This is a genomic window from Acidovorax sp. FHTAMBA, from assembly GCF_038958875.1.
GTDB lineage: Bacteria > Pseudomonadota > Gammaproteobacteria > Burkholderiales > Burkholderiaceae_C > Acidovorax.
Genome location: NZ_CP152407.1, coordinates 2,445,590 through 2,472,055, shown reverse-complemented (window position 1 = coordinate 2,472,055; position 26,466 = coordinate 2,445,590). Strand labels below are relative to the sequence as shown.

At 63.2% G+C, this 26,466-nt stretch carries 24 protein-coding genes and 2 tRNA genes; 15 read left to right on the top strand and 11 right to left on the bottom strand.

Annotation, left to right across the window (positions count from 1 at the left end; translation table 11 throughout):
* Positions 1–14: 14 nt before the first annotated feature.
* A complete protein-coding gene (locus tag AAFF19_RS11660; protein WP_342720225.1) occupies positions 15–1,019 on the top strand; it encodes a metal-dependent hydrolase in 1,005 nt (334 codons plus the stop codon).
* Positions 1,020–1,125: 106 nt separating this feature from the next.
* Here the strand turns inward: AAFF19_RS11660 and AAFF19_RS11655 are convergent, their stop codons facing one another.
* From AAFF19_RS11655 to purL, 3 genes are all read right to left on the bottom strand, one after another.
* Complete coding sequence (locus AAFF19_RS11655; protein WP_008904150.1) at positions 1,126–1,716, bottom strand: OmpW family outer membrane protein; 591 nt, start codon at positions 1,714–1,716, stop codon at positions 1,126–1,128.
* Between the two features lie 128 nt (positions 1,717–1,844).
* A complete protein-coding gene (locus tag AAFF19_RS11650) occupies positions 1,845–2,834 on the bottom strand; it encodes a DUF808 domain-containing protein (protein WP_182119245.1) in 990 nt (329 codons plus the stop codon).
* A gap of 132 nt (positions 2,835–2,966) precedes the next feature.
* On the bottom strand, positions 2,967–6,974 hold the full coding sequence (gene purL, locus AAFF19_RS11645; RefSeq protein WP_182119246.1) for a phosphoribosylformylglycinamidine synthase: 4,008 nt from the start codon (positions 6,972–6,974) through the stop codon (positions 2,967–2,969).
* A 95-nt stretch (positions 6,975–7,069) separates the two neighbouring features.
* On the opposite strand from purL, the gene map reads away from it, so the two are divergent.
* Positions 7,070–7,885: a type I methionyl aminopeptidase gene (gene map / locus AAFF19_RS11640; protein ID WP_182119247.1), complete on the top strand. Its 816-nt coding sequence runs from the start codon at positions 7,070–7,072 to the stop codon at positions 7,883–7,885.
* A gap of 96 nt (positions 7,886–7,981) precedes the next feature.
* A complete protein-coding gene (locus AAFF19_RS11635; protein ID WP_342720222.1) occupies positions 7,982–10,573 on the top strand; it encodes a [protein-PII] uridylyltransferase in 2,592 nt (863 codons plus the stop codon).
* 53 nt (positions 10,574–10,626) lie between these two features.
* On the opposite strand, the gene def is transcribed toward AAFF19_RS11635, so the two are convergent.
* Complete coding sequence (def, locus tag AAFF19_RS11630; RefSeq protein WP_182119249.1) at positions 10,627–11,163, bottom strand: peptide deformylase; 537 nt, start codon at positions 11,161–11,163, stop codon at positions 10,627–10,629.
* Positions 11,164–11,255: 92 nt separating this feature from the next.
* Here def and AAFF19_RS11625 point away from each other — a divergent pair, with 92 nt between their 5' ends.
* The 6 genes from AAFF19_RS11625 to AAFF19_RS11600 all read left to right on the top strand — a co-directional run bounded on the left by AAFF19_RS11625 (position 11,256) and on the right by AAFF19_RS11600 (position 14,428).
* A complete protein-coding gene (locus AAFF19_RS11625) occupies positions 11,256–11,675 on the top strand; it encodes a YbaN family protein (RefSeq protein ID WP_182119250.1) in 420 nt (139 codons plus the stop codon).
* Between the two features lie 67 nt (positions 11,676–11,742).
* A tRNA-Asn gene (locus AAFF19_RS11620) sits at positions 11,743–11,818 on the top strand.
* A 49-nt stretch (positions 11,819–11,867) separates the two neighbouring features.
* Positions 11,868–11,943: transfer RNA gene (locus AAFF19_RS11615), tRNA-Asn, on the top strand.
* Between the two features lie 101 nt (positions 11,944–12,044).
* Positions 12,045–12,800: a leucyl/phenylalanyl-tRNA--protein transferase gene (gene aat, locus AAFF19_RS11610; protein ID WP_182118890.1), complete on the top strand. Its 756-nt coding sequence runs from the start codon at positions 12,045–12,047 to the stop codon at positions 12,798–12,800.
* The gene (locus tag AAFF19_RS11605; RefSeq protein WP_182118889.1) at positions 12,797–13,570 is read left to right on the top strand and encodes an arginyltransferase; all 774 of its coding nucleotides are present in this window, start codon (positions 12,797–12,799) and stop codon (positions 13,568–13,570) included. Before aat ends, AAFF19_RS11605 begins: the two co-directional genes overlap by 4 nt.
* A 30-nt stretch (positions 13,571–13,600) precedes the next feature.
* Positions 13,601–14,428 (top strand): IclR family transcriptional regulator, encoded by an 828-nt coding sequence (locus AAFF19_RS11600; RefSeq protein WP_342720221.1) that lies wholly within the window; start codon positions 13,601–13,603, stop codon positions 14,426–14,428.
* 70 nt (positions 14,429–14,498) lie between these two features.
* Here AAFF19_RS11600 and pbpG read toward each other — a convergent pair whose 3' ends face one another.
* From pbpG to AAFF19_RS11570, 6 genes are all read right to left on the bottom strand, one after another.
* A complete protein-coding gene (gene pbpG, locus AAFF19_RS11595; RefSeq protein WP_342720220.1) occupies positions 14,499–15,575 on the bottom strand; it encodes a D-alanyl-D-alanine endopeptidase in 1,077 nt (358 codons plus the stop codon).
* A 116-nt stretch (positions 15,576–15,691) separates the two neighbouring features.
* Positions 15,692–17,230 (bottom strand): 2-isopropylmalate synthase, encoded by a 1,539-nt coding sequence (locus AAFF19_RS11590; protein ID WP_008905356.1) that lies wholly within the window; start codon positions 17,228–17,230, stop codon positions 15,692–15,694.
* A 225-nt stretch (positions 17,231–17,455) separates the two neighbouring features.
* The gene (gene pssA / locus AAFF19_RS11585) at positions 17,456–18,289 is read right to left on the bottom strand and encodes a CDP-diacylglycerol--serine O-phosphatidyltransferase (RefSeq protein WP_008905354.1); all 834 of its coding nucleotides are present in this window, start codon (positions 18,287–18,289) and stop codon (positions 17,456–17,458) included.
* 192 nt (positions 18,290–18,481) lie between these two features.
* Complete coding sequence (gene ilvC / locus AAFF19_RS11580) at positions 18,482–19,498, bottom strand: ketol-acid reductoisomerase (RefSeq protein WP_008905353.1); 1,017 nt, start codon at positions 19,496–19,498, stop codon at positions 18,482–18,484.
* A 160-nt stretch (positions 19,499–19,658) separates the two neighbouring features.
* A complete protein-coding gene (gene ilvN / locus AAFF19_RS11575; RefSeq protein WP_007857867.1) occupies positions 19,659–20,150 on the bottom strand; it encodes an acetolactate synthase small subunit in 492 nt (163 codons plus the stop codon).
* 150 nt (positions 20,151–20,300) lie between these two features.
* Positions 20,301–22,094, bottom strand: coding sequence for an acetolactate synthase 3 catalytic subunit (locus tag AAFF19_RS11570; RefSeq protein WP_034694525.1), 1,794 nt, complete (start codon positions 22,092–22,094; stop codon positions 20,301–20,303).
* Positions 22,095–22,383: 289 nt separating this feature from the next.
* Between AAFF19_RS11570 and AAFF19_RS11565 the strand changes: the two genes are divergently transcribed.
* Genes AAFF19_RS11565 through AAFF19_RS11540 form a run of 6 tightly spaced genes read left to right on the top strand, consistent with a single transcriptional unit; the run spans position 22,384 to position 25,957 of the window.
* Positions 22,384–22,953, top strand: a complete 570-nt coding sequence (locus tag AAFF19_RS11565; RefSeq protein ID WP_008905351.1) for an RNA polymerase sigma factor — start codon at positions 22,384–22,386, stop codon at positions 22,951–22,953.
* Positions 22,950–23,402, top strand: coding sequence for a DUF3619 family protein (locus AAFF19_RS11560; RefSeq protein ID WP_342720219.1), 453 nt, complete (start codon positions 22,950–22,952; stop codon positions 23,400–23,402). The genes AAFF19_RS11565 and AAFF19_RS11560 overlap by 4 nt, the downstream gene beginning before the upstream one ends.
* Positions 23,403–23,421: 19 nt before the next feature.
* On the top strand, positions 23,422–24,312 hold the full coding sequence (locus tag AAFF19_RS11555; protein ID WP_342720218.1) for a DUF3106 domain-containing protein: 891 nt from the start codon (positions 23,422–23,424) through the stop codon (positions 24,310–24,312).
* Positions 24,313–24,354: 42 nt separating this feature from the next.
* Positions 24,355–24,906: an RDD family protein gene (locus tag AAFF19_RS11550; RefSeq protein WP_034694522.1), complete on the top strand. Its 552-nt coding sequence runs from the start codon at positions 24,355–24,357 to the stop codon at positions 24,904–24,906.
* A gap of 54 nt (positions 24,907–24,960) precedes the next feature.
* Positions 24,961–25,371 carry a diacylglycerol kinase gene (locus AAFF19_RS11545; protein ID WP_008905347.1) on the top strand — a complete coding sequence of 137 codons (411 nt, stop codon included), beginning with the start codon at positions 24,961–24,963 and terminating at the stop codon, positions 25,369–25,371.
* On the top strand, positions 25,364–25,957 hold the full coding sequence (locus tag AAFF19_RS11540) for a TIGR00730 family Rossman fold protein (RefSeq protein ID WP_342720217.1): 594 nt from the start codon (positions 25,364–25,366) through the stop codon (positions 25,955–25,957). The genes AAFF19_RS11545 and AAFF19_RS11540 overlap by 8 nt, the downstream gene beginning before the upstream one ends.
* A gap of 128 nt (positions 25,958–26,085) precedes the next feature.
* On the opposite strand, the gene AAFF19_RS11535 is transcribed toward AAFF19_RS11540, so the two are convergent.
* On the bottom strand, positions 26,086–26,424 hold the full coding sequence (locus AAFF19_RS11535) for a P-II family nitrogen regulator (RefSeq protein WP_007857855.1): 339 nt from the start codon (positions 26,422–26,424) through the stop codon (positions 26,086–26,088).
* Positions 26,425–26,466: the final 42 nt, after the last annotated feature.

Sequence of the window (26,466 nt, the reverse complement as noted above, 5' to 3'; positions counted from 1 at the left end):
CCTCCCACCCCTGCATGGACTCCGTCAGCCAACTTGTTCTGGGTGCCGCCGTCACCCTCTCCACCATGGGGCGGCGCACCGCCGCCTGGAAAGCCGCCCTGTGGGGTGGCATTGCAGGCACGCTGCCCGACCTGGATGCGTTCATCGACCACGGTGACGCCATCCTGAACATGGTGCTGCACCGCTCGGAAAGCCATTCGCTGTTCTATCTCACGGTGTTCTCGCTCCCCCTGGCATGGGCAGTGTCGCGCCTGAACGGCGAGCCCGCACTGTTCAGGCGCTGGTGGCTGGCGCTGTGGCTGGCGCTCATCACCCACCCTTTGCTGGACTGGTTCACGGTGTACGGCACGCAGCTGCTGCTGCCATTCACCAGCTTTCCCTACGCCGTGGGCAGCCTGTTCATCATCGACCCGCTCTATACCCTGCCGCTGCTGGTGGGTGTGGTGGCCGCGCTCGCCATGCGGCAAGACCGCGGGCTGGCATGGGCACGCGGCGGGCTGGCGCTCAGCACGGCCTACATCGCCTGGAGCGTGGTAGCGCAGCACCAGGCGGTGCAAAACATCATGGCGTCACCGCCCGAGCCGCACCTGGCGCCGGGCCAGGTCCTGGTCACCCCCGCGCCGTTCAACACGCTGCTGTGGCGCGCCGTAGTGGTTACGCCCACGCACTACTACGAAGGCTACAGCTCGCTGCTGGATGGCGGCCGCCCCGTGCGCTGGACGCAGCACCCGCGCGGGGCGCCTCTGTATGCCCAGCATCAGTCCAGCCCGCTGGTGAAGCGCGTGGCGAACTTCAGCCATGGGTTCTTCAAGATGACGGAAGCAGGCGGCAATGTGTACATCACCGACCTGCGCATGGGGAACGAACCCACCTACACCTTCCACTTCAACCTGGGACCGGCCGAGCACATCGCCCAGGGCGGGCATGTCACCACCCAGCAGTGGCAGAGGCCCGACCTGGCCACCGCCCTGCCCTGGCTATGGCAACGCATGTGGGGCCGCGATGTGAGCCTGCATTGACCGGGCCGCAGCGCCTTTCAACACAGCCGCATACGGCAAAAAAAGGGCCGGTGCCCTCGCAGACACCGGTCCCCTCCCCTTGGAAAACACGCGTTGCTGCGTCGCCTCAGAAGCGCCAGCCCAGACCCACGCCCACCAGCACGGGATCGACCTTGAACGTGCCCAGCTTGGCGCCGCCGGCCTTCACATCGGTCTTGATGAAAACCTTCTTGACGTCAAAGTTGAGGTACAGGTTCTTCTGCAGCGGGATGTCCACACCCACCTGCAGCGCAGCGCCAAAGCTGTTGCGATCAATGTTGACGCCCGCGGGCAGGTTCACGCTGGAAAAGCGCGTGTAGTTCAGGCCCGCGCCCACATAGGGCTTGAAACCGGGTGCATCGAAGTGGTACTGCAGCAGCAGCGTGGGCGGCAGGTGCTTGAGCGAGCCGATGGCCGTTCCGCCGGCGCGCAGCGTGTGCTTTTGCGGCACGGTCAGGATCAGCTCGGCGGCGACGTTCTGGTTGAAGAAGTACGTGATGTCGACTTCGGGAATCGTCTTGTTGTTGACCGTAAGGCCCAGGGGCGTGCTGTCCTTGTTGGCGCTGTCCAGGTGCACCACACGGGCCCGGACCATGAAGGGGCCCTCGGCCTGTTGGGCAAGGGCGGCGCCAGAAGACAGGGCACACAGTACAGCGACAGCCAGCAGGTTCTTTTTCATGTTGATTCTTCGCATCGGTTGGACGGGGACGACCCCCGTGCATGCATTGAACCGCCAAGCCTGCCCGCACCCCTTGCCCTACCTCAAGGACTTGGTGTTAACCCTTAGATCTACATCAACAAAACCCACTATGCCGTTATGGACTTGCGGCGCAGGCGCTGTACCAGCGTGACGGCAGCGAGCACCAGGCCACCCGCCACGATCCCGACGACTGCGTTGAGCAGATTGGGCACCAGCACCGCCCACAGCGGGCCCACCGGCCATGTGGCCGCGGCGGCGCCGGCCGCCTCAACCGCATGGTGCACCACCGGCACGCCGTGCACCAGGATGCCACCGCCCACCAGAAACATGGCCGCCGTACCCGCCACCGACAGCCCCTTCATTAGCCAGGGCGCCGCCCGCAGAATGCCCGAACCCATGGCGCGCGCCACGCTGCTGGTCTTGTTGTTGAGCCACACGCCCAGGTCATCCAGCTTGACGATGCCGGCCACCAGCCCGTACACCCCCACGGTCATGATGAGCGCAATGCCCGCCAGCACGGCCACCTGCTGCCCAAAGGGTGCCGTGGCCACGGTGCCCAGGGTGATGGCAATGATTTCGGCCGACAGGATGAAGTCGGTGCGCACGGCACCCTTGATCTTGTCCTTCTCGAACGTGACCAGGTCCACCGCCGGATTGGCGTTGGCCAGGGCGTGGCTTTCGTGCTGGGCCGCGTCTTCGTGCGGTGCATGCAGAAACTTGTGGGCCAGCTTTTCAAAGCCCTCAAAACACAGGAACGCACCGCCCACCATCAACAGCGGCGTGACGGCCCATGGCGCAAAGTGGCCAATCAGCAGCGCCGCAGGCACCAGGATGAGCTTGTTGACAAAGGAGCCCTTGCACACCGCCCACACCACGGGGATCTCACGCTCGGCCCGCACGCCCGAGACCTGCTGCGCGTTGAGCGCCAGATCGTCGCCCAACACTCCCGCCGTCTTCTGCGCGGCCACCTTGGTCATCACCGACACATCGTCGGCCATGGCCGCGCTCTTCTTGGCCGCGACCTTGGTCATCAGCGCAACGTCATCCAGAACTGCAGCAATATCGTCGAGCAGGGTCAACAAGCTGGCACCGGCCATAAGAGGCTCCGAAAAATGAAGAAGTGCGGATTATGAATAAAAAAAGCTTCCAGCGCTTGTCTATTAAGCGCCAGAAGCTATTATTTTTATAGCGTTTTCAGTGTGCGTGCCGCGCTGCGTCCCGCCAGCCGGTCACCCCACCCACTTGCGCGCGTTGCGCCAGATGCGCATCCAGCCGCTGTACTGGGCCTTGTCCTCGCTGGTCCAGCTCATCTGCACGTTGCGGAACACGCGCTCGGGGTGCGGCATCATGGCAGTGAAGCGGCCGTCTGCCGTGGTCACGGCCGTGAGGCCACCCGCGCTGCCGTTGGGGTTGAACGGGTACTGCTCCGTCGCGCGGCCATGGTTGTCCACATAGCGCATGGCAGCAATGGCCTTGTCGGCGTTGCCCCGGTACTTGAAGTTGGCATAGCCCTCGCCGTGCGCCACGGTAATCGGCAGGCGACTGCCTTCCATGCCTTGCAGGAACAGGCTGGGGGATTCGAGCACTTCCACCAGCGACAGGCGGGCCTCGAAGCGCTCGCTCTGGTTGGTGGTGAAGCGCGGCCAGTCTTGTGCGCCGGGGATGATGTCGGCCAGCTCGGCAAACATCTGGCAGCCATTGCAGACGCCCAGACCAAACGTGTCGGTGCGGCCAAAGAAGCCCTGGAACTGTGCCGCCAGCACCGGGTTGAAGGTGATGGAACGCGCCCAGCCAATGCCCGCGCCCAGCGTGTCGCCATAGCTGAAGCCGCCACAGGCGACCACGCCCTTGAAGTCTTCGAGCTTGACGCGGCCGGTCTGCAAATCGGTCATGTGCACGTCATAGGCCTCGAAGCCCGCCTCGGTGAAGGCGTAGGCCATTTCGATGTGCGAGTTCACGCCCTGCTCGCGCAGGATGGCGACCTTGGGCTTGGAAAGCTGCAGGTACGGCGCGGCCACGTTGTCAGCCGCGTTGAACGTGAGGTGCACGTGCAGGCCGGGGTCGGTGGGCTCGCCCGCTGCGGCATGTTCAGCATCAGCATTGGCAGGGTTGTCGCGCTGCTGGCAGATCTTCCAGCTCACCGCGTCCCACACCTGGTGCAGGTCGGCCAGCGAGGCACTGAACACGGCCTTGGCATCGCGCCACACCTGCAGCTCGCCCTTGCCCGCATCAATGGACGACGACGCGGGGCGCGTCTTGCCGATGAAGTGGCTGAACCTGGACAGGCCGTGCTCACGCAGGGTCTGCATCACGTCATTGCGCTCGCTGGTCTTGACCTGCAGCACCACGCCCAGTTCTTCGTTGAACAGGGCTTTGAGCGTGAGTTCTTCGCGGCGCGCGCTGACCTGGCCCGACCAGTTCTTGGCATCGCCCACTTCGGCGCGGCTGTCGGTGATGCCGTCGCCCTCGGTCACCAGCAGATCCACATTGAGCGACACACCCACGTGCCCCGCAAAGGCCATTTCAGCAGCCGCTGCCAGCAGGCCGCCGTCGCTGCGGTCATGGTACGCCAGGATCTGGCCCTTGGCGCGCAGTGCGTTCACGGCGTTGACGAGGTTGACCAGGTCTTGCGGGTCATCCACATCGGGCACCACGTCGCCGCTCTGGTCCAGCGTCTGGCCCAGGATGCTGCCGCCCATGCGGTTCTGGCCCTTGCCGAGGTCGATGAGCACCAGCGTGGTGTCGGCCTCAGTGGCGTTGAGCTGGGGCGTGAGCGTGCCGCGCACGTCGGCGAGCGAGGCAAACGCGCTCACGATCAGGCTGACGGGGGAAGTGACCTTTTTCTTGTCCGCACCTTCAGACCACTGCGTGCGCATGGACAACGAATCCTTGCCTACGGGGATGCTGATGCCCAACGCCGGGCACAGCTCCATGCCCACGGCCTTTACCGTTTCATACAGCGCAGCGTCTTCGCCGGGCTCGCCGCACGCGGCCATCCAGTTGGCGGACAGCTTCACACGCGGCAGCTCGATGGGTGCGGCCAGAAGGTTGGTGATGGCTTCTGCCACGGCCATGCGGCCCGATGCGGGCGCGTTGATGGCGGCCAGCGGCGTGCGCTCGCCCATGCTCATGGCCTCGCCCGCAAAGCCCTTGTAGTCAGCCAGCGTCACGGCGCAATCGGCCACGGGCACCTGCCAGGGGCCGACCATCTGGTCGCGGTGGCTGAGGCCACCTACAGTCCGATCGCCGATGGTGATCAGGAAGCGCTTGGACGCCACCGTGGGGTGGGCCAGCACGTCGATCACGGCCTTTTGCAGCGGCACGCCGGTCAAGTCCATCGGTGCGAACTGGCGCTCCACGGTCTTCACGTCGCGGTGCATCTTGGGCGGCTTGCCCAGCAGCACGTTCATGGGCATGTCCACGGGCAGCTTCTGGTCGTCGGCCGTGGCGGCGGGGTCGTGCAGCACCAGCTGGCGCTCCTCGGTGGCGATGCCGATCACGGCAAACGGGCAGCGCTCGCGTTCGCAGAAGGCCTGGAACAGGGGCAGCGACTCGGGCGCAATGGCCAGCACGTAACGCTCTTGCGACTCGTTGGACCAGATTTCCTTGGGCGCCATACCCGATTCTTCGAGCTGCACCGCACGCAAATCGAAGCGTGCGCCCCGGCCTGCGTCGTTGGTCAGTTCGGGGAAGGCGTTGGACAAGCCGCCCGCGCCCACGTCGTGGATGGCCAGGATCGGGTTGGCCGTGCCCTGAGCCCAGCAGTGGTTGATGACCTCTTGCGCGCGGCGCTCGATCTCGGGGTTGCCGCGCTGCACCGAATCAAAGTCCAGCTCGGCCGCATTGGTGCCCGTGGCCATGGAACTGGCGGCGCTACCGCCCATGCCGATGCGCATGCCGGGACCGCCCAGCTGGATCAGCAGCGAACCGGCAGGGAATTCGATCTTCTTGGTCAGCTCCGCATCGATCACGCCCACACCGCCCGCGATCATGATGGGCTTGTGGTAGCCGCGCTGCACGCCGCCAACGTTCTGCTCGTATTCGCGGAAGTAGCCGTTCAGGTTGGGGCGGCCGAATTCGTTGTTGAACGCCGCGCCGCCCAGGGGGCCTTCGACCATGATCTGCAACGGGCTGGCAATGTGCTCGGGCTTGCCGACGGTGGAGCCCCATAGCTTGGACACGGTGAAACCCGTGAGGCCCGCCTTGGGCTTGGAGCCCCGGCCCGTGGCGCCTTCGTCGCGGATCTCGCCGCCCGCGCCGGTCGATGCGCCTGGGAAGGGCGAGATGGCAGTGGGGTGGTTGTGCGTTTCCACCTTCATCAACACATGCTGGGTAACGCTACTTTTTTGATAGCTATTAGCGCTTGATTTACTAGCGCTTGCGGCCATTTTTGCCACAAAACGCTCCACCTGATGGCCTTCCATGACGGAGGCGTTGTCCGAGTACGCGATCACCGTGTGCTGGGGCGCCAGCTGGTGGGTGTTGCGGATCATGCCGAACAGCGATTTGTCCTGCGCCACGCCGTCGATGGTGAACTGGGCGTTGAAGATCTTGTGGCGGCAGTGCTCGCTGTTGGCCTGCGCGAACATCATCAGTTCCACATCGGTGGGGTTGCGCGCGAGGCCTGTGAACGCAGTCACAAGGTAGTCGATTTCATCGTCGGCCAGTGCCAGGCCAAAGCGGGTGTTGGCGGCTTCCAGTGCCGCGCGACCACCGGCCAGCACATCCACATGCTCCATGGGGGCGGGCTGCAGTTCGGTGAACAGGGCGGCTGCGGCGCTGCGGTCGGCCACCACCGATTCGGTCATGCGGTCGTGCAGCAGGGCCGCGATCTGGCCGAGTTGCTCGGCCGTCAGCTCGGGCGTCTTGCCCAGCAGGCCGGATTTGAGGCTGATGCGGTACTCGGTAATGCGCTCCACACGGCGGATGGCGATGCCGCAGTTGCGCGCAATGTCGGTGGCCTTGGAAGCCCAGGGCGACAGCGTGCCCAGCCGCGGCGTGACGATGAGCGCGGCGCCGTCTTCGGGGCCGGCGTACGGGTCGCCATAGGTCAGCAGCGCAGCCAGGCGTTCTTGCTCGGTGGGTGTGGGGGCCGCGTCGGTGGCGACCAGGTGCACGAAACGCGCTGCAATACCGCTGATCTTGGGGTGGATCGCCTCCAGGGCGGGTTGAAGTTGCTGGGCGCGGAAGGAGCTGAGGGCGTTACCGCCCGCCAGCGTGGTCATGTGCAAGGTCACGGTAGCGGCCTGTTGGGGGTGTGAGGGGAACCCGGCATTTTACTGGGCGGCTTGCGCGCCCAGCGGCAACACGGGGCCAATGGGATAATTGCGGCATGAGCATCACCATCAAAAGCGCTGAAGACATTGAGGGCATGCGCCTGGCCTGCCGCCTGGCCTCTGAAGTGCTGGACTACATCACTCCCCACATCAAACCTGGCATCACCACCAAGGAAATCGACCGCTTGGGCGCCGAATGCATGGCGCAGCAGGGCACCGTGTCTGCCACCGTGGGCTACCAGCCACCCGGCTACCCGCCCTACCCCGCGTCACTGTGCACCTCGGTCAACCACGTGGTGTGCCACGGCATCCCCAACGACAAGCCGCTGAAAAAGGGTGACATCGTCAATGTGGACGTCACGGTGATCACGCCAGACGGCTGGTATGGCGACAACAGCCGCATGTTCCTGATCGGCGAATGTTCGATCGCCGCCAAGCGCCTGTCGGCGCTGACCTTTGAAGCCATGTGGCATGGCATCGTGCAGGTCAAGCCCGGCGCGCGGCTGGGGGATATCGGCCACGCGATCCAGAAGTTTGCCGAAGGCAACGGTTTCTCGGTGGTGCGCGAGTTCTGCGGCCATGGCATTGGCAAGAAGTTTCACGAAGAACCCCAGGTGCTGCACTACGGCAAGCCCGGCACGCTCGAAGAACTGGTGCCGGGCATGGTGTTCACCATCGAGCCCATGATCAACGCAGGCCGCCGCGAGGTAAAAGATTTTGGCAACGACGGCTGGACCATCGTGACCAAGGACCACAGCCTGTCGGCCCAGTGGGAGCACACCGTGCTGGTCACGCCCACGGGGTATGAAGTGATGACGCTGTCGGCAGGCTCGCCACCGCCGCCGCCCTTTGTCACCGCCACAGCCACCTGAACCAGCCCGGCGACGGCGCGCGGGGCACCTATCGCACTGGCTCGCACAACTCTTGCATGGCATTTTCATGGCCCATCCACCGCGCACCCAATGACCATGACTGAACTCCATGCCCTGAGAGACGCCTACCGCAGCGACAAGGCGGCCCTGCTGGCCGCGATGCAATCGACTGGCGCCTCCACACGCGGCATCCGCGTGCTGCTGCGCAAGCTCTCCTCGCTCGCAGGCACCTTGCTGCAAACGCTGTGGCAGCGGGCCGGGCTGCCCGCCGACCTGGCCCTGGTGGCAGTGGGCGGCTTTGGGCGGGACCAACTCTTTCCCTACTCGGATGTCGATGTGCTGCTGCTGCTGCCCGATGGCGCTGCCCCCGAGGCAGGCAGCGCGCTGCGCACCCAGCTGGAAGGCTTCATCGGCAGCTGCTGGGACGCGGGCCTGGAGATCGGATCGAGCGTGCGAACCGTGGCCGAATGCCTGGCCGAGAGCGCGGGCGATGTCACCGTGCAGACGTCGCTGCTGGAATCGCGGCTGGTGTGCGGCAACGCTGCGCTGTTTGCCGAATTCCAGCGCCAGTACCGGGCGCAGATGAATCCCCAGGCCTTTCTGGTGGCCAAGACGCTGGAAATGCGCCAGCGCCATACCAAGTACGAGAACACGCCCTACTCGCTGGAGCCCAACTGCAAGGAGTCGCCGGGAGGGCTGCGCGACCTGCAGATGATCCTGTGGGTCTCCCAGGCCGCCGGGTTGGGAAACAACTGGAAGGAGCTGGCCGCAAGCGGCTTGGCCACAGCCTTCGAGGTGCGCCAGATCGAGCGCAACGAGGCGCTGCTGTGTCTCATCCGCGCGCGCCTGCATGCGGCTGCGGGGCGGCATGAAGACCGCCTGGTGTTCGACCTGCAGACCGCCGTGGCGGAGTCGTTCGGCTACCGCTCGCAAGCGCCCGATGGCTCGCGCCTGCCCATGCGCGCCAGTGAGAGCCTGATGCGGCGCTACTACTGGGCGGCCAAGGCCGTGTCGCAGCTCAGCCAGATCCTGCTGCTCAACATCGAAGAGCGCCTGAGCCCCTCGACGCACGAGCCGCGCCCGATCAACGAGCGTTTCTTCGAAAAGGCGGGCCTCATCGAGGTCGCCAGCGACGACCTCTACACCCGCGACCCGCACGCGATTCTGGAGACCTTTTTGCTCTACCAGACCACCGTGGGGCTCAAGGACCTGTCGGCCCGTACCCTGCGCGCGCTGTACAACGCGCGCGGCGTGATGGACAGCGCCTTCCGGCGCGACCCGGTCAACCGCGGTGCCTTCATGCGGATTCTGCAGCAGCCCTCAGGCATCACGCATGCCATGCGGCTGATGAACCAGACCTCGGTGCTGGGGCGCTACCTGTGGCCGTTTCGCCGCATCGTGGGGCAGATGCAGCACGACCTGTTTCACGTGTACACGGTGGACCAGCACATCCTGATGGTGCTGCGCAACATGCGCCGGTTCTTCATGGCCGAGCATGCGCACGAGTACCCGTTCTGCTCGCAGCTGGCGGGCGGCTGGGACAAGCCCTGGATCCTGTACCTGGCTGCGCTGTTTCACGACATTGGAAAGGGGCGCGGAGGCGACCATTCGCAGATCGGCGCCGAAGAAGTGCGACGCTTTTGCCGCCAGCACGGCGTGGACCGCGAAGACGCCCGGCTCATCGAGTTTCTGGTGCGTGAGCACCTGACCATGAGCACGGTGGCGCAAAAGCAGGACCTGAGCGACCCCGACGTGATCGCCGCATTTGCACGCCGCGTTGACAATGAGCGCAACCTCACCGCGATGTACCTGCTCACGGTGGCGGACATCCGGGGCACCAGCCCCAAGGTCTGGAACGCCTGGAAGGGCAAGTTGCTGGAAGACCTGTACCGCGCCACGCTGCGCACACTGGGCGGTCGGGCACCGGATGCTGCCGCAGAAATCGAGGCCCGCAAGCGCGAGGCATTGGTGCTGCTGGCCCTGAGCGCCCTGCCCTTCGAGGCCCACAAGGCCTTGTGGGGCACGCTCGATGTGAGCTACTTCATGCGCCACGAAGCCGCCGATATTGCCTGGCACACCCGCCACCTTTCGCGCCATGTGGGCACTGCCAGGCCGGTGGTGCGCGCGCGCCAGTCCCTGGCGGGCGATGGGTTGCAGGTGATGGTCTACGCCGCGGACCAACCGGATCTTTTCGCGCGCATCTGCAGCTATTTTGACCGGGCGGGCTTCAGCATCCTGGATGCCCGGGTCCACACTGCGAACAACGGCTACGCGCTGGACACTTTCCAGGTGGTCGCTTCCTCGCAACCAGGGCACTACCGGGAGCTCACGCACATGGTCGAAAGCGATCTGGTGCGCGTGATTGAAGCCGGCGGCCCGTTGCCCGAACCTGCGCGCAAGCGGGTGTCGCGCAGGGTGAAGAGTTTTCCCGTGGCCCCGCGCGTCACGCTGCGACCCGACGAAAAGGCGCAGCGCTGGCTGCTGGCCATCTCAGCCAGCGACCGCGCGGGCCTGCTCTATGTGGTGGCGCGCATCCTGGCGCAGCACCAACTGAGCGTGCAGCTTGCCAAGGTCAGCACGCTGGGCGAGCGCGTGGAGGACACGTTCCTGATACAGGGCCCGGAACTGCAGAACAACGCCCGCCAGATCGAGATCGAGACGGAACTGCTGCGCGAGTTGTCTGCATAACAAGCGCGGCGCTCCAAGGGCGTTGGGTTGACAATTTTCTGGCGGGTACCGGCCTACTCCTCAGCGTCACTGATGTCCGGAAACAGTACCTCTGTGAACCCAAACTGCGTGAAGTCGCGCACGCGCATGGGATAGAGCTTGCCGACGAGGTGGTCGCATTCGTGTTGCACCACCCGCGCATGAAAGCCGTCCACCGTGCGATCAATCGGGTCACCGTGCAGGTCCACCCCGGTGTAGCGAATGCGCGACCAACGCGGTACCTTCCCCCGCAATCCTGGCACGGAAAGGCAGCCCTCCCAGTCTTCTTCCTCCTCGCTGCCCAGCGGGGTGATGACCGGGTTGAGCAGGACGGTGGGAGGAACAAGGGGCCGGTCCGGGTAGCGCGGGTTGCGCTCAGCGGAGCCAAAGATCACGAGTTGCAGGTCCTCACCAATTTGCGGCGCAGCCAGCCCCGCGCCGTTGACAGAGCGCATGGTGTCAAACATGTCGCGGACCAGAAAGTGAAGCGCTTCGGTATCGAACGCGGTGACCGGCTGGGCGATGCGCAGCAGGCCCGGATCGCCCATCTTCAAAATGGTGCGGATGGTCATGGGAGGTATGTCCTAGTCAAGAAGAAAAAACCGTTGCTCGGCTTGCGGCAGCATAGCGTGAACACGGCGGCGCCGCATTCACAATACGGGGCATGCCTGCGCATCCGCCCGAGCCCCCCGAAGACGACGCACCGCCCTTGCGCCCGCTGCCGTGGCCCCTGCGCTGGCTGCTCCATGCATTTGCGGTGTGCTGCCTCGCACTGGGCATCATCGGTGTGATTGTCCCGGGGCTGCCCACTACCGTCTTTATCCTGATGGCGGCTTGGGCGGCTGCGCGCAGCTCGCCGCGGCTGTACCGCTGGCTATGGAACCATCGCCTTTTCGGGCCCTTGCTGCGCAACTGGGCGCAAGGCGGCAGGGTCAGCCGCCGCGCAAAGTGGAGCGCCACACTGCTCATGGCGCTCAGCGGCATCGTGCTGGTAGCCACCGGTGCCCGGCCATGGGTCATCGGTGTCGCCACCACCAGCATGGTGTGCGTGGCGGCATGGCTGTGGCGCAGACCGGAACCCTAGAGCCGGTTCACAACGCGCCCGTGATTCGTTTTTGGCACCGTTTTTGTGTATATAATCTAAGTCTTGTTCCTCGATAGCTCAGTCGGTAGAGCGCCGGACTGTTAATCCGTAGGTCCCTGGTTCGAGCCCAGGTCGAGGAGCCAGAATTTCAGGCCCTGCATGTGTACGCGGGGCCTTTTACATACCGATCATTCCTCGATAGCTCAGTCGGTAGAGCGCCGGACTGTTAATCCGTAGGTCCCTGGTTCGAGCCCAGGTCGAGGAGCCAGCCGAAAAACCCACCCTGTTCACGCATGGTGGGTTTTTTTTCGACCGCTCTTGCATGCTGTGCGCTTGCTGGAAAAATGTTGCCTTTGTATTGCCATCCCGATGCCCCCGCAACTGCCCTGGCTGGAACCCGACGACCCGCTGCCTGACCCTTCAGCCGCCTGGGGGCCTGACGCTCCAGCGCCCGGATTGCTGGCCGCCGGTGGCAGGCTGGATGTGGATCGCCTTCGAGCTGCCTACAGCCAAGGCACGTTTCCGTGGTACGGCCCGGGGCAACCCATCCTGTGGTGGGCGCCCGATCCGCGCATGGTGCTACCGGTGAACGATTTCAAACTGCATCGTTCGCTGCGCAGGACCCTGCAGGCGTTTCGCAACAACCCGACGTGCGAGATCCGCGTAGACCACAGCTTTCGGACAGTCATCACAGCCTGCGCCACCAAAGAGCGCGAAGGACAGGCAGGTACCTGGATCGTGCCCGAGATGATCGACGCATACACCACCCTTCATCGGGCAGGCTATGCGCACAGCATGGAGACATGGGTTGACGGCAGACTGGTGGGTGGCCTGTATTGCGTAGCCCTTGGCCAGGCGGTCTTTGGCGAATCCATGTTTGCCCACACCACGGATGCATCCAAGATTGCCCTTGCAGCGCTGGTGAGCCTGTGCCGTCATCACCGGGTTGGAATGATCGATTGCCAGCAGAACACGCGACATCTCGCATCTCTGGGGGCACGCGAGATGACCCGCGCCGAGTTTCTGACCAACGTCCGCCAGAACCTGCAGCGCCCCGCTCTTCCGTGGTCTTTTGACCCCGTATACTGGAACGAGCTGCTGCCCTCCCGCCCGCCTCCGGCATGACGCAACTCAACGACCTTCCGCTGCAGACCCTGCAGTTTTACGCCACAGCCCCTTACCCCTGCAGCTATCTGCCGGACAAGCAGGCACGGTCGCAGGTCGCCACGCCCAGCCACCTGATACAGAGCGATGTGTATTCCGACCTGGTGGCCAAGGGATTTCGCCGCAGCGGCATGTTCACGTACCGTCCGTACTGCGACGGCTGCCAGGCTTGCACACCATTGCGCATCCTGGTGGACGAGTTCCGACCGGATCGGAGCCAGCGCCGTGCTGCGCTGCGCCACGGCACACTACAGGCCCGAGTGCTTCGGCTCTGCTTTGTCCCCGAGCACTACCAGCTCTACCGGCGCTACCAGAACGGACGCCACGCGGGCGGCGGCATGGACCACGACAGCATCGATCAATACACGCAGTTTCTGCTGCAAAGCCGCGTGAACTCGCGGCTGGTGGAGTTCCGCGAAACCGACACAGCGGGCGAACCCGGCGCCCTCAAGATGGTGTCGATCCTGGATTTGCTCGACGACGGACTTTCAGCCGTCTACACCTTCTATGAACCGGAGTCACACTGCAGCTACGGCACCTACAACATCATGTGGCAAATATCCCAGGCGCGCTCCCTGGGGCTCAAGCACCTGTACCTGGGCTACTGGATCGAAGCCAGCCCCAAGATGAACTACAAAGCGCGTTTTCACCCCCACGAAATCCGCAGGGACGGAGAGTGGCGACGAAACCGCCATAACGTGGATGAACGAACCCTGAATTTCACAAGATAAAATGCGACGGCCCTCACCGCATCGCAGTCCATGAAAAAAATTGATCCCGGCATCCCCCTCAAACCCAGCGTTCAGGTGCTTGAACGCATGTTTACGCTGATCGATGTTCTGGCCTCTCGGGAGGAAGCAATCTCTCTGAAGGAAATCAGTGAAAAGACGGGCCTGCATCCCTCCACCACGCACCGTATCCTGAACGATCTCACTATCGGCCGCTTCGTGGAACGGCCCGAATCGGGGAGTTACCGGCTGGGCATGCGCTTGCTGGAGCTGGGCAACCTGGTCAAGGCGAGGCTGAGCGTGCGCGACGCCGCGTTGACCCCCATGCGCAACCTCCACAAGCTCATCCAGCAGCCCGTGAATCTGAGCATGCGTCAGGGTGATGAAATTGTGTATGTGGAGCGGGCCTACAGCGAACGCTCTGGCATGCAGGTGGTGCGCGCCATCGGGGGGCGCGCACCGTTGCACCTGACCTCCACGGGCAAATTGTTTCTGGCTCTGGACGATCCGCAGCGTGTGCGGGCCTACGCCACGCGCACCGGGTTGGCGGGGCACACGCGCAACAGCATCACGCAATTACCGAATCTGGAGCGGGAGCTCGCCAAGGCCCGCCAGTATGGCATTGCCCGCGACAATGAAGAGTTGGAATTGGGCGTGCGCTGCATGGCCGCGGGTGTGTATGACGATCAGGGCAAGCTGGTAGCGGGCCTGTCGATATCAGCCCCCGCAGACCGGCTCGACGAAGGCTGGCTTCCCAAGCTCCAGGCGACCGCCGATGAAATCTCCTTGGCTCTGGGCTACACCCCTCGCCAAGACCGCCCCGCGCCAGGCGAAATCACCCTTCGAACAGGGCTTCGCTGAGGTACTGCGAACGGCAACCCGCCGCTGCAACGCTACCAAGCCACACTTAGCGCGCGCGGGGTTCTCAGCGCTAGCCGTTCGAACCTGTGCGCACGTGCAGCGGCGCGGACAGTGACGGCAGTGACTCTTCGAGCCAGTTGCGCACGCGTTCCGCATCGCCCAGCCGGCTGAACTTGCCCGCCGAGTCGAGAAACACCATGATCAGCTTGCGCCCTGCAATCTGTGTCTGCATGACAAGGCAACGCCCGGCTTCGGAGATGTAACCTGTCTTCTGCAGGCCAATGTCCCAAGTGGGGTTTTTCACCAACCCATTGGTGTTGTTGTACTGCAGTGTTTTCGGCCCCACAGCCACCTCATACCCCGGGGAGGTGGAAAGTTCACGCAGCAGGGGATCCCCATGCGCCACGTTCACAAGCGTTGCCAGATCGCGGGCGCTGGACTGGTTCCGGCTGGACAGGCCCGTGGGCTCCACGTATCTGGTGTCGGTCATTCCCATCAGACGGGCCTTGGCGTTCATTTGCGCCACAAAAACCGCCATGCCGCCAGGGTAAGTGCGGCCAAGCGCATGTGCTGCGCGGTTCTCGCTGGACATGAGGGCCAGATGCAGCATCTCCCCGCGCGTCAGCGTGGTGCCGACAGTCAACCTCGAGCGGCTGCCCTTTTCCGTATCCACATCGTCCTGCGTGATGGTGATCGGCTCATCCATGGGGAGGCTGGCCTGGGAGATGATCATGCCGGTCATCAGCTTGGTCAGCGACGCAATGGGCAGCACGGCATGGTCATTTTTGCGGAACAGCACTTCATGGGTGTCCTGGTCAACCACCAGCGCCACGCTCGATTTGAGGTCGAGCGGATCGCTCACCTCATGCAAGCCGGCCAATTGCCCAAACGACTGTCTGGGCGGCACGAATGCAACCCGGGTGGGAGCCTTGGCAGTCTTGGCGACAGCACGCACCGCCTTGCCACTTCCGGCCACCTTGCGGGCAGGGACTGCCCGCTGGGACTTGGCTGAATTCACCTGCTGCTTTTTTGCCGATGCCTTGGCGCGCTCACCGGAGTGTGCGGTCGTCACCAGCGCCGTACTGACGATGAGAAAACCCAGAAACTGGATAAAACGGTTCACTGCGGCGCGGTGGCTATGGTGCATCAAAGTGCTCCAAACGGTAATAAGTGTTGTGCAGTGTACAGAATCAAAAAAAGTCGCGCAAGATCAATACCTTGCGCGACTTTCCAAGAAAGTGAGTGAAATTATAAATTCGCCGGCTACCCCTGTGCGGCTACCCGATCAGCTTTACTTTGTAACTTGTTCAGCGCACTCAGATAGGCCTTGGCGGAGGCGACGACGATGTCGGGATCCGCACCCACGCCGTTGACCACCCGGCCGCTGTTCTGCAACCGCACGGTGACTTCACCCTGGCTCTCGGTGGAGCCGCTGATGGCGTTCACCGAGTACAGGACCATCTCGGCACCGCTTTTGACATGGGACTCGATCGCTTTGAGCGATGCATCGACAGGACCATTCCCCTCCGACTCGCCCCGCACTTCATGGCCATCCACCGTAAAGACGATGCGCGCACGGGGGTGTTCACCGGTTTCGCTCTGCTGGAACAGGGAGACAAAGCCATATTGCTCCTTCTCGCTGGTCACGCTTTCGTCACTGACGAGGGCGAGGATGTCCTCGTCAAAGATCTCACTCTTTCGGTCAGCCAGTTCCTTGAATCGCGTGAATGCGATGTTGATCTCGGTTTCGCTGTCCAGACTTACACCCAGCTCCTGCAAACGCTGCTTGAAGGCATTTCGGCCACTGAGCTTGCCGAGCACGATCTTGTTGGCGCTCCAGCCCACATCCTCCGCGCGCATGATCTCGTAGGTGTCGCGTGCCTTCAAAACCCCATCCTGGTGGATGCCACTGGCATGGGCAAAAGCATTGGCCCCCACCACAGCCTTGTTGGGTTGAACCACGAAACCCGTCGTCTGGCTGACCATGCGGCTGGCCGCCACGATGTGCTGGGTGTCGATCCCCAAGTCAAGGCCAAAGTAGTCGCGACGCGTCTTGACGGCCATCACCACCTCTTCCAGCGAGCAATTGCCAGCACGTTCACCCAGGCCGTTGATGGTGCACTCCACCTGACGGGCACCACCGATCTTCACACCGGCCAGCGAATTGGCCACCGCCATGCCGAGGTCGTTGTGGCAATGCACGGACCAGATGGCCTTGTCGCTGTTGGGAATGCGTTCCCGCAGGGTCTTGATGAAGTTGCCATACAGCTCGGGCACGGCATAGCCCACCGTGTCAGGCACGTTGATGGTGGTAGCGCCCTCGGCAATCACGGCCTCCAGCACACGGCACAGAAAGTCCGGATCGCTGCGGTAACCGTCTTCCGGACTGAACTCGATGTCGCCCACCAGATTGCGCGCAAAGCGCACGGACTGTTTGGCCTGCTCCAGAACCTGGTCTGGCGTCATGCGCAGCTTCTTCTCCATGTGCAGAGCCGAAGTGGCGATGAACGTGTGGATGCGGGCGCTGGCCGCGCCCTTGAGAGCCTCTGCCGCACGGGAAATGTCGCGGTCGTTGGCCCGCGAGAGCGAGCAGATGGTGGACTCGCGGATTGCGTTGGCAATGGCCTGCACCGCTTCGAAGTCGCCGTTCGAGCTGGCGGCAAAACCGGCCTCGATCACGTCCACCTTCAGGCGCTCGAGCTGGCGCGCAATGCGCAGCTTCTCATCTTTGGTCATCGAGGCGCCGGGAGACTGCTCGCCGTCGCGCAAGGTGGTGTCGAAAATAATGAGTTTGTCAGCCATGTCGTTTCTCCTGGGTCTGGTGGGGTTGAAGGTGAAAGTGGGGTTCACCCGCAACGTTGAAAATCTGGCGCCCAAAACAAAAGGCCCGTTGCGGGTGCATACGGGCCTTTGAGTGAAAGTGTGCGCGTGCGCCTACCGTCTCCGCCCGTGGGGAGGTAGCAGTAGGGCCAGTGCGAACATATTCATGCGTTGCAATGTAGCACAACTCGCCCGGCACGGTTGCCGTCACTTGTGAAGTCCGCGTTCGTCGGGTTCATCGGTCGATGTGCTGATCACGCTGCTGTGCTGCCCTTTGGCCTTGCGCCATGCATACACCCCGTATCCGCTGACGCCATACAGCACGAACACTCCAAACAGCACAATGGGTGGGTGAATGTTGATCACGGCAATTGCCAGCGCAATCAGCACGATGACGGCGAAGGGCACGCTCTTTTTCATCTGCACGTCCTTGAAACTGTAGAACGGCACGTTCGTCACCATGGTGAGGCCCGCGTACAGGGTGAACGCAAACATGATCCACGTGACCTGGTTCCATGTCAGCCACAGGTCTTCCCCCCGCCGCACACCCAGCTCCGTCATGAGCCAGATGAAGCCTGCGACCAAAGCGGCCGCAGCCGGGGACGGCAAACCCTGGAAATAACGCTTGTCGACCACACCGGTGTTCACATTGAAACGTGCAAGGCGCAGCGCGGCACAGGCGCAATAGACAAAAGCCGCAATCCAGCCCCAACGCCCCAGACCACGCAGTGACCACTCATACGCAATCAGGGCTGGCGCAGCACCAAAAGACACCATGTCAGACAGAGAATCCATCTGTTCGCCGAACGCGCTCTGGGTGTTGGTCATGCGCGCCACACGGCCATCCAGGCTGTCGAGCACCATGGCACAGAACACGCCCACCGCAGCCAGGTCAAATCGGCCGTTCATGGCCATCACAATGGAATAGAAGCCCCCAAACAGCGCTGCGAGCGTGAACAGGTTGGGCAGGATGTAAATGCCCTTGCGCCGCTTGCGCACCATCACCTCGGCGTTGGTGGTGTGTTCATTGCCATCGTGCATCAAAAAAGACCTCCAGCGCTTGCCTGAAAAGCGCAAGCAGCTATCAAATTTATAGTACCAAGAATCTCCCGGCGCGTGCCGGAATCACCTCTCTCCCCCGAGGCGAAGGACGCAGTGTAGCGCCTGGCAACGTCCCGTTACGTCCATGAAAAAAGGCCACCGAGGTGGCCTTGAGATGCTTCGTGCAAAGTATCAGTTGCGGGTCTGGTCAACCAGCTTGTTCTTGGCGATCCAGGGCATCATGGCGCGCAGCTGGCCGCCCACTTTCTCGATGCTGTGGTCGGCCGTGTTGCGGCGGCGCGCCGTCATCGATGGGTAGTTCAGGCGGCCTTCCTGGATGAACATCTTGGCGTAGTCACCGTTCTGGATGCGCTTCAAGGCATTGCGCATGGCGGCGCGCGACTGCTCGTTGATCACTTCGGGGCCGGTCACGTACTCGCCGTATTCCGCGTTGTTCGAAATCGAGTAGTTCATGTTGGCTATGCCGCCTTCGTAGATCAGGTCCACGATGAGCTTGAGCTCGTGCAGGCATTCGAAGTAGGCCATTTCAGGGGCGTAGCCAGCTTCGACCAGGGTTTCGTAACCCATCTTGATCAGCTCGACCGCGCCACCGCACAGCACGGCCTGTTCGCCGAACAGGTCGGTTTCGGTTTCTTCCTTGAAGTTGGTCTCGATGATGCCGGCCTTGCCGCCGCCGTTGGCTGCAGCGTAGCTGAGGGCCAGGTCACGGGCCTTGCCGGACTTGTCCTGGTGCACAGCCACCAGATGGGGCACGCCGCCACCTTGGGTGTAGGTGTTGCGCACGGTGTGGCCAGGGGCCTTGGGTGCCACCATCCACACGTCCAGGTCAGCGCGGGGCACGACCTGGTTGTAGTGCACGTTGAAACCGTGGGCGAATGCCAGTGAGGCGCCTGGCTTGATGTTGGGTTCGACGTTGTTCTTGTACACGGCTGCGATGTCTTCATCGGGCAGCAGGATCATGACCACGTCGGCGGACTTGACCGCGTCGTTCACTTCCAGCACGTTCAGGCCAGCCTTGCCAACCTTGTCCCACGATGCACCACCCTTGCGCAGGCCGACCACAACCTTCACGCCGCTGTCGTTCAGGTTTTGTGCGTGCGCGTGGCCCTGCGAGCCGTAGCCGATGATGGCCACGGTCTTGCCCTTGATCAGGCTCAGGTCGGTGTCTTTGTCGTAGAAAACTTTCATGGGTCGCTCCGGTAGAAATGCGTTGTTGGGTGAAAAATAAAAACAGGGGATTGTCTTACATAGGATTTGAATTCAGCCGGATAACTAGGCGGGGAGTCGCAGACAGTGCTGTAGCACGGCAAGACGACCCAACGACGTTAGCCGGTTGAAGGCAAATCCGTTACACGCGCAGGATGCGCTCGCCGCGGCCAATGCCGCTGGCACCCGTACGTACGGTTTCCAGGATGGCCGTGCGGTCAATGGCCTGCAGAAAAGCGTCGTTCTTCGACTGGTCGCCGGTCAGCTCAATGGTGTAGCTCTTCTCGGTCACGTCGATGATGCGGCCGCGGAAGATGTCGGCCATGCGCTTCATCTCCTCGCGCTCTTTGCCCACGGCGCGCACCTTCACCATCATGAGCTCGCGCTCGGTGTAGGCACCTTCGGTGAGATCCACCACCTTCACGACCTCAATGAGGCGGTTCAGGTGCTTGGTGATCTGCTCGATCACGTCGTCGGAGCCCGTGGTCTGGATCGTCATGCGCGAGAGCGATGGATCCTCAGTGGGCGCCACGGTGAGCGACTCGATGTTGTAGCCACGGGCCGAGAACAGGCCCACGACGCGGGAAAGAGCACCGGGCTCGTTTTCCAGCAAGACAGCAATGATGTGTTTCATAGGTGCAGATTCCTCTTCTCGCTGCCCTCCCCCGTGCACGGTAATGCACGGGCTTGGCAGGCAATAGATTCGTCAAAAAAAGTGAATGCTATCTTTTCGATAGCTGGTAGCGCTTGATGGACAAGCGCTGGAGGCCGATTTGATGCTGAATTAAAGGTCTTCCGACCCCAGCAGCATCTCGGTAATGCCCTTGCCGGCCTGGACCATCGGGAACACGTTCTCGGTGGGGTCGGTGCGGAAGTCCATGAACACGGTGCGGTCCTTGAGCTTGCGCGCTTCACGCAGTGCTGGCTCCACGTCCTTGGGGTGCTCGATCAGCATGCCCACATGGCCATAGGCCTCAGCCAGTTTCACGAAGTTGGGCAGCGCATCCATGTAGCTGTGGCTGTAGCGGCCGGAGTATTCGATCTCCTGCCACTGGCGCACCATGCCCAGGTAGCGGTTGTTCAGCGAGCAGATCTTGATCGGCGTGTTGTACTGTAGGCAGGTGGACAGCTCCTGGATGTTCATCTGCACCGAGCCTTCGCCGGTGATGCAGAACACCTCGGATTGCGGCTTGGCCAGCTTGATGCCCATGGCATAAGGGATGCCCACGCCCATGGTGCCCAGGCCACCGGAGTTGATCCAGCGGCGCGGCTCGTCAAAGCGGTAGTACTGCGCGGCCCACATCTGGTGCTGGCCCACGTCGGACGTGATGTAGGTGTCCGCGTCCTTGGTCATGTTCCACAGCGTTTCCACCACGTACTGCGGCTTGATGACGTCGGGGCCGCCCATGTCGTACTTCAGGCAGTCGCGCTTGCGCCAGCCTTCAATGGTGTCCCACCAGGCAGCCAAGGCACCCGCATCCGGGCGGGTGCTGCTCTCGCGGATCATGGAGATCAGCTCGGTGAGCACATCCTTCACATCGCCGACGATCGGGATATCGACCTTCACGCGCTTGGAGATGCTCGACGGGTCGATATCGACGTGAATGATCTTGCGGTCGTTCTGGGCGAAGTGCTTGGGGTTGCCGATCACGCGGTCGTCAAAACGCGCACCCACAGCCAGCAGCACGTCGCAGTTCTGCATGGCGTTGTTGGCTTCGATCGTGCCGTGCATGCCGAGCATGCCCAGGAACTTGCGGTCCGACGCGGGGTAGGCGCCCAAGCCCATCAGCGTGTTGGTGACGGGGTAGCCGAGCATGTCCACCAGCGTGCGCAGCTCATTGGTGGCATTGCCCAGCAGCACGCCGCCACCCGTGTAGATATAGGGGCGCTTGGCCGTCAGCAGCAGCTGCAGCGCCTTGCGGATCTGGCCGCCGTGGCCCTTGCGCACGGGGTTGTACGAGCGCATTTCCACACTGGCGGGGTAGCCGGCGTAGGGCACCTTCTTGAACGAGACGTCCTTGGGCACGTCCACCACCACGGGGCCGGGGCGGCCGGTGCGGGCAATGTGGAAGGCCTTCTTCATCGTCGCGGCCAGATCGCGCGGGTCCTTGACGAGGAAGTTGTGCTTGACGATGGGGCGGGTGATACCGACCGTGTCGCATTCCTGGAAGGCGTCGAGCCCGATGGCGGGCGTGGGTACCTGGCCGGAAATGATCACCATGGGGATCGAATCCATGTACGCCGTGGCGATGCCGGTAACGGCATTGGTCAGGCCGGGGCCGGAGGTGACCAGCGCCACGCCGACTTCGCCGGTAGCGCGGGCATAGCCGTCGGCGGCATGCACAGCCGCCTGCTCGTGGCGCACCAGCACGTGCTGGATGGTGTCCTGCTTGTATAGCGCGTCGTAGATGTACAGAACCGCACCACCGGGGTAGCCCCAGATGTACTGGACGTTCTCGGCCTGGAGCGACTTTATGAGGATCTCGGCCCCCATGAGGTCCTGAGCGCCGGAAGAAGGAGAAGTATTGCCCTGCGAAGCAGCGGCAGCCGAGGAGAGCTCAGCCTTGGAGATTTCCATGATCGATCAACCTTTGTGAATTTCTCTGACGAAAAACCTTGGGTGCCCCTCGCACGCGCTCTTGTGAAGCCAGCTTGGGACTTGAGGCCAAGGACATGAGCGGGATGAATGCCCGCCGGACCGTGACCCGTTTGCCTTTTGATTTGCAGCCGCGATTATCGCACTGCAACACAATCAAAACCTGCACGCACCAAAAAATTCATGGCGCGATGCGATAATCAGCGGCTTCTCCGTGCCAGATAGCCACATTTCCTGGTGTCTGCCGGCACCCCTCCCGGGCTGATCCCTCTTGGCAACCGAACAAGAACTTTCCGATTTCCTCAAGAGTGTAGAAAAGCGCGCTTTCAAGCGCTCGGTCTACCACGTTCGCAACGAGGAAGCGGCGCTCGACATAGTTCAAGACAGCATGCTCAAGCTGGCCGAGCATTACGGCGACAAACCGGCCAATGAGCTACCGATGCTGTACCAGCGGATTCTTTCCAACTGCACGCTGGACTGGTTTCGGCGGCAGAAAACCCGCAATGCACTGTTTTCGAGCATGAGCGACTTCGAGGGGCCCGGCGAAGATGGCATGGATTTTGATCTGCTCGAAGCGTACTCTGGGCCAGAGAACGGGGAACGCGCAGAGAGCGCCGAGGATCTGACCCGCCGCGCCCAGATCTTTCACGGGATTGAAGCCGAGATCGCAGAGCTGCCGCCCCGTCAACGGGAAGCGTTCCTGATGCGTTACTGGGAAGAAATGGATGTAGCAGAAACGGCAGCCGCCATGGGCTGCTCCGAGGGCAGCGTCAAAACGCACTGTTTTCGCGCCATACAAACCCTCAGCAAGGCACTGAAGGCCAAAGGAATCGAGCCATGAACACTGTACGGACTCCCTCAGCGCACGCACAAGCTGCTGCCGACCGCTTTGCGCTGCGTGTCACAGCACGGTTGACCAGCGGTGCGGATGAGCTTCCCTACGACATTTCGGAACGGCTGCGGGCCTCGCGCATGCAGGCCTTGGCCAAACGCAAGAAAGACAAGGTCCCGGTGCGGCTGGCGGCGCCGGTGGTTGTTCACAACGGAAGTAGCGCGGCCCTGGGGCACGGTGGCAAGGACAGTGGCAGCTGGTGGAGCGCCCTGGTGTCGGCCGTGCCTTTGATGGCGCTGGTGGTCGGCCTGGTGGTGATCAACATTGCGCAAGACGAAAGCAGCGCAAACGACCTGGCCGAGGTGGATGCAGCCCTGCTGACGGACGATTTGCCGCCTGCCGCCTATGCGGACCCCGGCTTCGTACAATTCCTCAAAACCTCCGCAACGCCGAACTGAGCGCCACGCAGACTACTGCATGCACCCAAGCCCCCCCGATGCTTCCCCCGTCTTGCCAGCCTTCGTGCTGGCATTGGCGCTCTTGGGCGCGCTCGCGGCAGTCGGCAGCCAGGTGCTGGTGCAGATGCGCATGGTGCCGGGAACGGTTCTCCCGGCAGGTGCAGAAGCCGCGGTGGCGAGCCCCAACAATGCACGCAACTCCCTCCTTCAGGGCGGCCCGGCAACACCTCGCGTCGAAACAGGCCCCGGCTGGGAAACGCTGGACAAGCCCCAGAAGCTGGCGCTATACCCCCTGGCAGAGCGCTGGGCTCTGATCAGCGAGGCCCAAAAGCGCCGCTGGCTTGCGCTGGCTGCAAACTTTTCGACTCTGCCTGAGACCGAGCAGGCCAGGTTCCACGACCGGATGACCGAATGGGCGAGCCTGAGTGCCCAGCAGCGCAACCAGGCGCGGCTGAACTATGCAGTCACCAACCGCCTCGGCCGCGACGACAAGCGGGCGCAGTGGGAGGCCTACCAGGCTCTCACCGAAGAAGAAAAACGCGCTCTGGCGGCGCGCGCTGCCCCCAGGCCCAAGGGGGCGGCCACTGCGCTGCGACCGGTTTCGCCCAAAAAGCTGGCCCAGGTCCCTGCCGCTGCCCAATCCAACCCGGGCCGGCCCAATGCGCCAAAAATCCCCCCCGTGCTGGACATCAATGCGCCCCGCACTGCGGCACCCGTGACGCCCGCGGCACCCGCTGCGATCGGCGCGCCGTCACCAAACACCGGCCCGGGGGTCGTCGAAACGGCACCGGTGTCTGTTCCGGTGGCTGTCCCTGCGGCCCTGCCGCCGCTGGAACCCGCTTCCTCAGACGCCCCTGCAACGGCAACGCCCTCGCCCTTGCCCGACCATTCCGGCCTGTATATTCAGTAGGGTCCGGCGGGCCCCCTGCCCGCTCTGTTATCGCTTTCTGGAATGACCCTACCCCCAACCGTTCCCTCGACGCAGGCGTCTCACACGCCAACGCCCGGCGCTGCCTCTGCGGCCCCCATCACCCCCAACCTCTGGCGCCGCATGGCCTGCTGGCTGTATGAAGGGATGCTGATGTTCGGGGTGGTGTTCATTGCAGGCTACCTGTTCGGCACCCTCAGCCAGACACGCCATGCCCTGGACAATCGCCATGCGCTGCAGGCCTTTCTGTTTGTGGTGTTTGGCATCTATTTCACCTGGTTCTGGGCCAAGGGCCAGACGCTTGCGCAGAAAACCTGGCTGATCCGGGTGGTGGACAAGGCCGGGCGCCCTGTTACACAGGCGCGCGCGCTGCTGCGCTATCTGCTCAGCTGGGTCTGGTTTCTTCCTCCCCTGACGGCGTATGCGCTGGGCGTGTCGGCGATCGAGGTTCTGGTGCTGCTGTTCGGCTGGGTGGCCATCTGGGCCATCCTCAGCCGCTTCCACCCCCAGCGCCAGTTCTGGCACGACGCGATGGCCGGCACCCGCCTGGTGCACCACGAAATCCCCAAACGGTAGCCCGGCCGAAGCGCCTGGCTCCAATTCGCCATCCGGCTGCGAGAAAATCCCTTCATGCCCGCCATCCGCCCAGAGCCCCCCGCGCCCGCCAACCCCCAGAAGGCCCGAACGGGCCTGAACCGCATCTGGCACGCGGCAGGCTATTCCCTGGAAGGCCTGCGCGCCGGGTGGAACGAAAAAGCATTCCGCCAGGAAGCCATTGCCGCCGTCGTGCTGCTGCCGGTATCCCTGTGGCTGGGGCAAAGCTGGGTGGAAACCGCGCTGCTGGCAGGCTCGGTGATCATTGTGATGATCGTGGAGCTGCTCAACACCGGCATCGAAACCGCCATCGACCGTATTGGCCCCGAATGGCACGACCTTTCAAAACGCGCCAAGGACATGGGCAGCGCTGCCGTGCTGCTGGCCCTGCTGCTGTGCATGGGCATCTGGGGCGCCGCTGTCTTTCAGAGGATTTTTCATGGCTGAACCCGCATTTTCGGTGTGTGTGTACTGCGGCTCGCGCCCCGGGGAGAACCCGGCCTATGGCGAGGCGGCCAAGGCCGTAGGCCGGTGGATTGGCGAGCACGGCGGGCAGCTGGTCTACGGAGGCGGCCGCAGCGGCCTGATGGGCACGGTGGCCGAAGCCACGCGGCTGGCGGGTGGCCGGGTGGTCGGAGTGATTCCCCAGGCCCTGGTCGACAAAGAGCTGGCCAACCGCCAATGTGACGAGCTGCACATCGTGCAAACCATGCACGAACGCAAGGCCCTGATGGCCGAACGCAGCGACGCCTTTCTCGCCCTGCCCGGTGGCATTGGCACGTTTGAAGAACTGTTCGAAGTGTGGACCTGGCGCCAGCTGGGCTACCACGACAAGCCTTTGGGCCTGCTCAACGTGGCGGGCTACTACGACGGGCTGATGGGTTTTCTGAACCACAGCGTGGCCAGCGGTTTCATGGGCGAATGGCAGATGGGCTTGCTGCACACCGATGCCGATGCCGAAGCCCTGCTGCGCACCCTGGTGCAAAACGCGGGGCCGGACCAAGCCCCTGTCCCGCTGCGCTCGGTGATCTAACTTAATAACAGAGCCCCTGCTCACCGAGACTGGCGCGCCCCAGGCGAGAGACGCCAAGCAAGGGCCGCCCCGCAGCGAGGGCGTCGTCCCCCTGGGGGGAAGGCGCGAAGCGACTCAGGGGGGTACCTTTACACCGCTGCGTCGTCCAGATCACCCGTGCGGATACGCACCACACGCTCCACGGCCGTCACAAAAATCTTGCCGTCACCGATCTTGCCCGTGCGCGCCACGTTCACGATGGCGTCCACGCAGCGGTCCACGTCCTCGGTCTTCACCACGACCTCGACCTTGACCTTGGGCAGGAAGTCCACCACGTACTCGGCGCCACGGTACAGCTCGGTGTGGCCCTTCTGGCGGCCGAAACCCTTCACCTCGGTCACCGTCAAACCCGTCACACCACATTCGGCCAGTGCTTCGCGGACTTCTTCGAGCTTGAACGGCTTGATGACGGCGGTGATCATTTTCATGGTGGGTCTCCTGGAGGATGTAAAAAATGGGGCTGAAGGCGA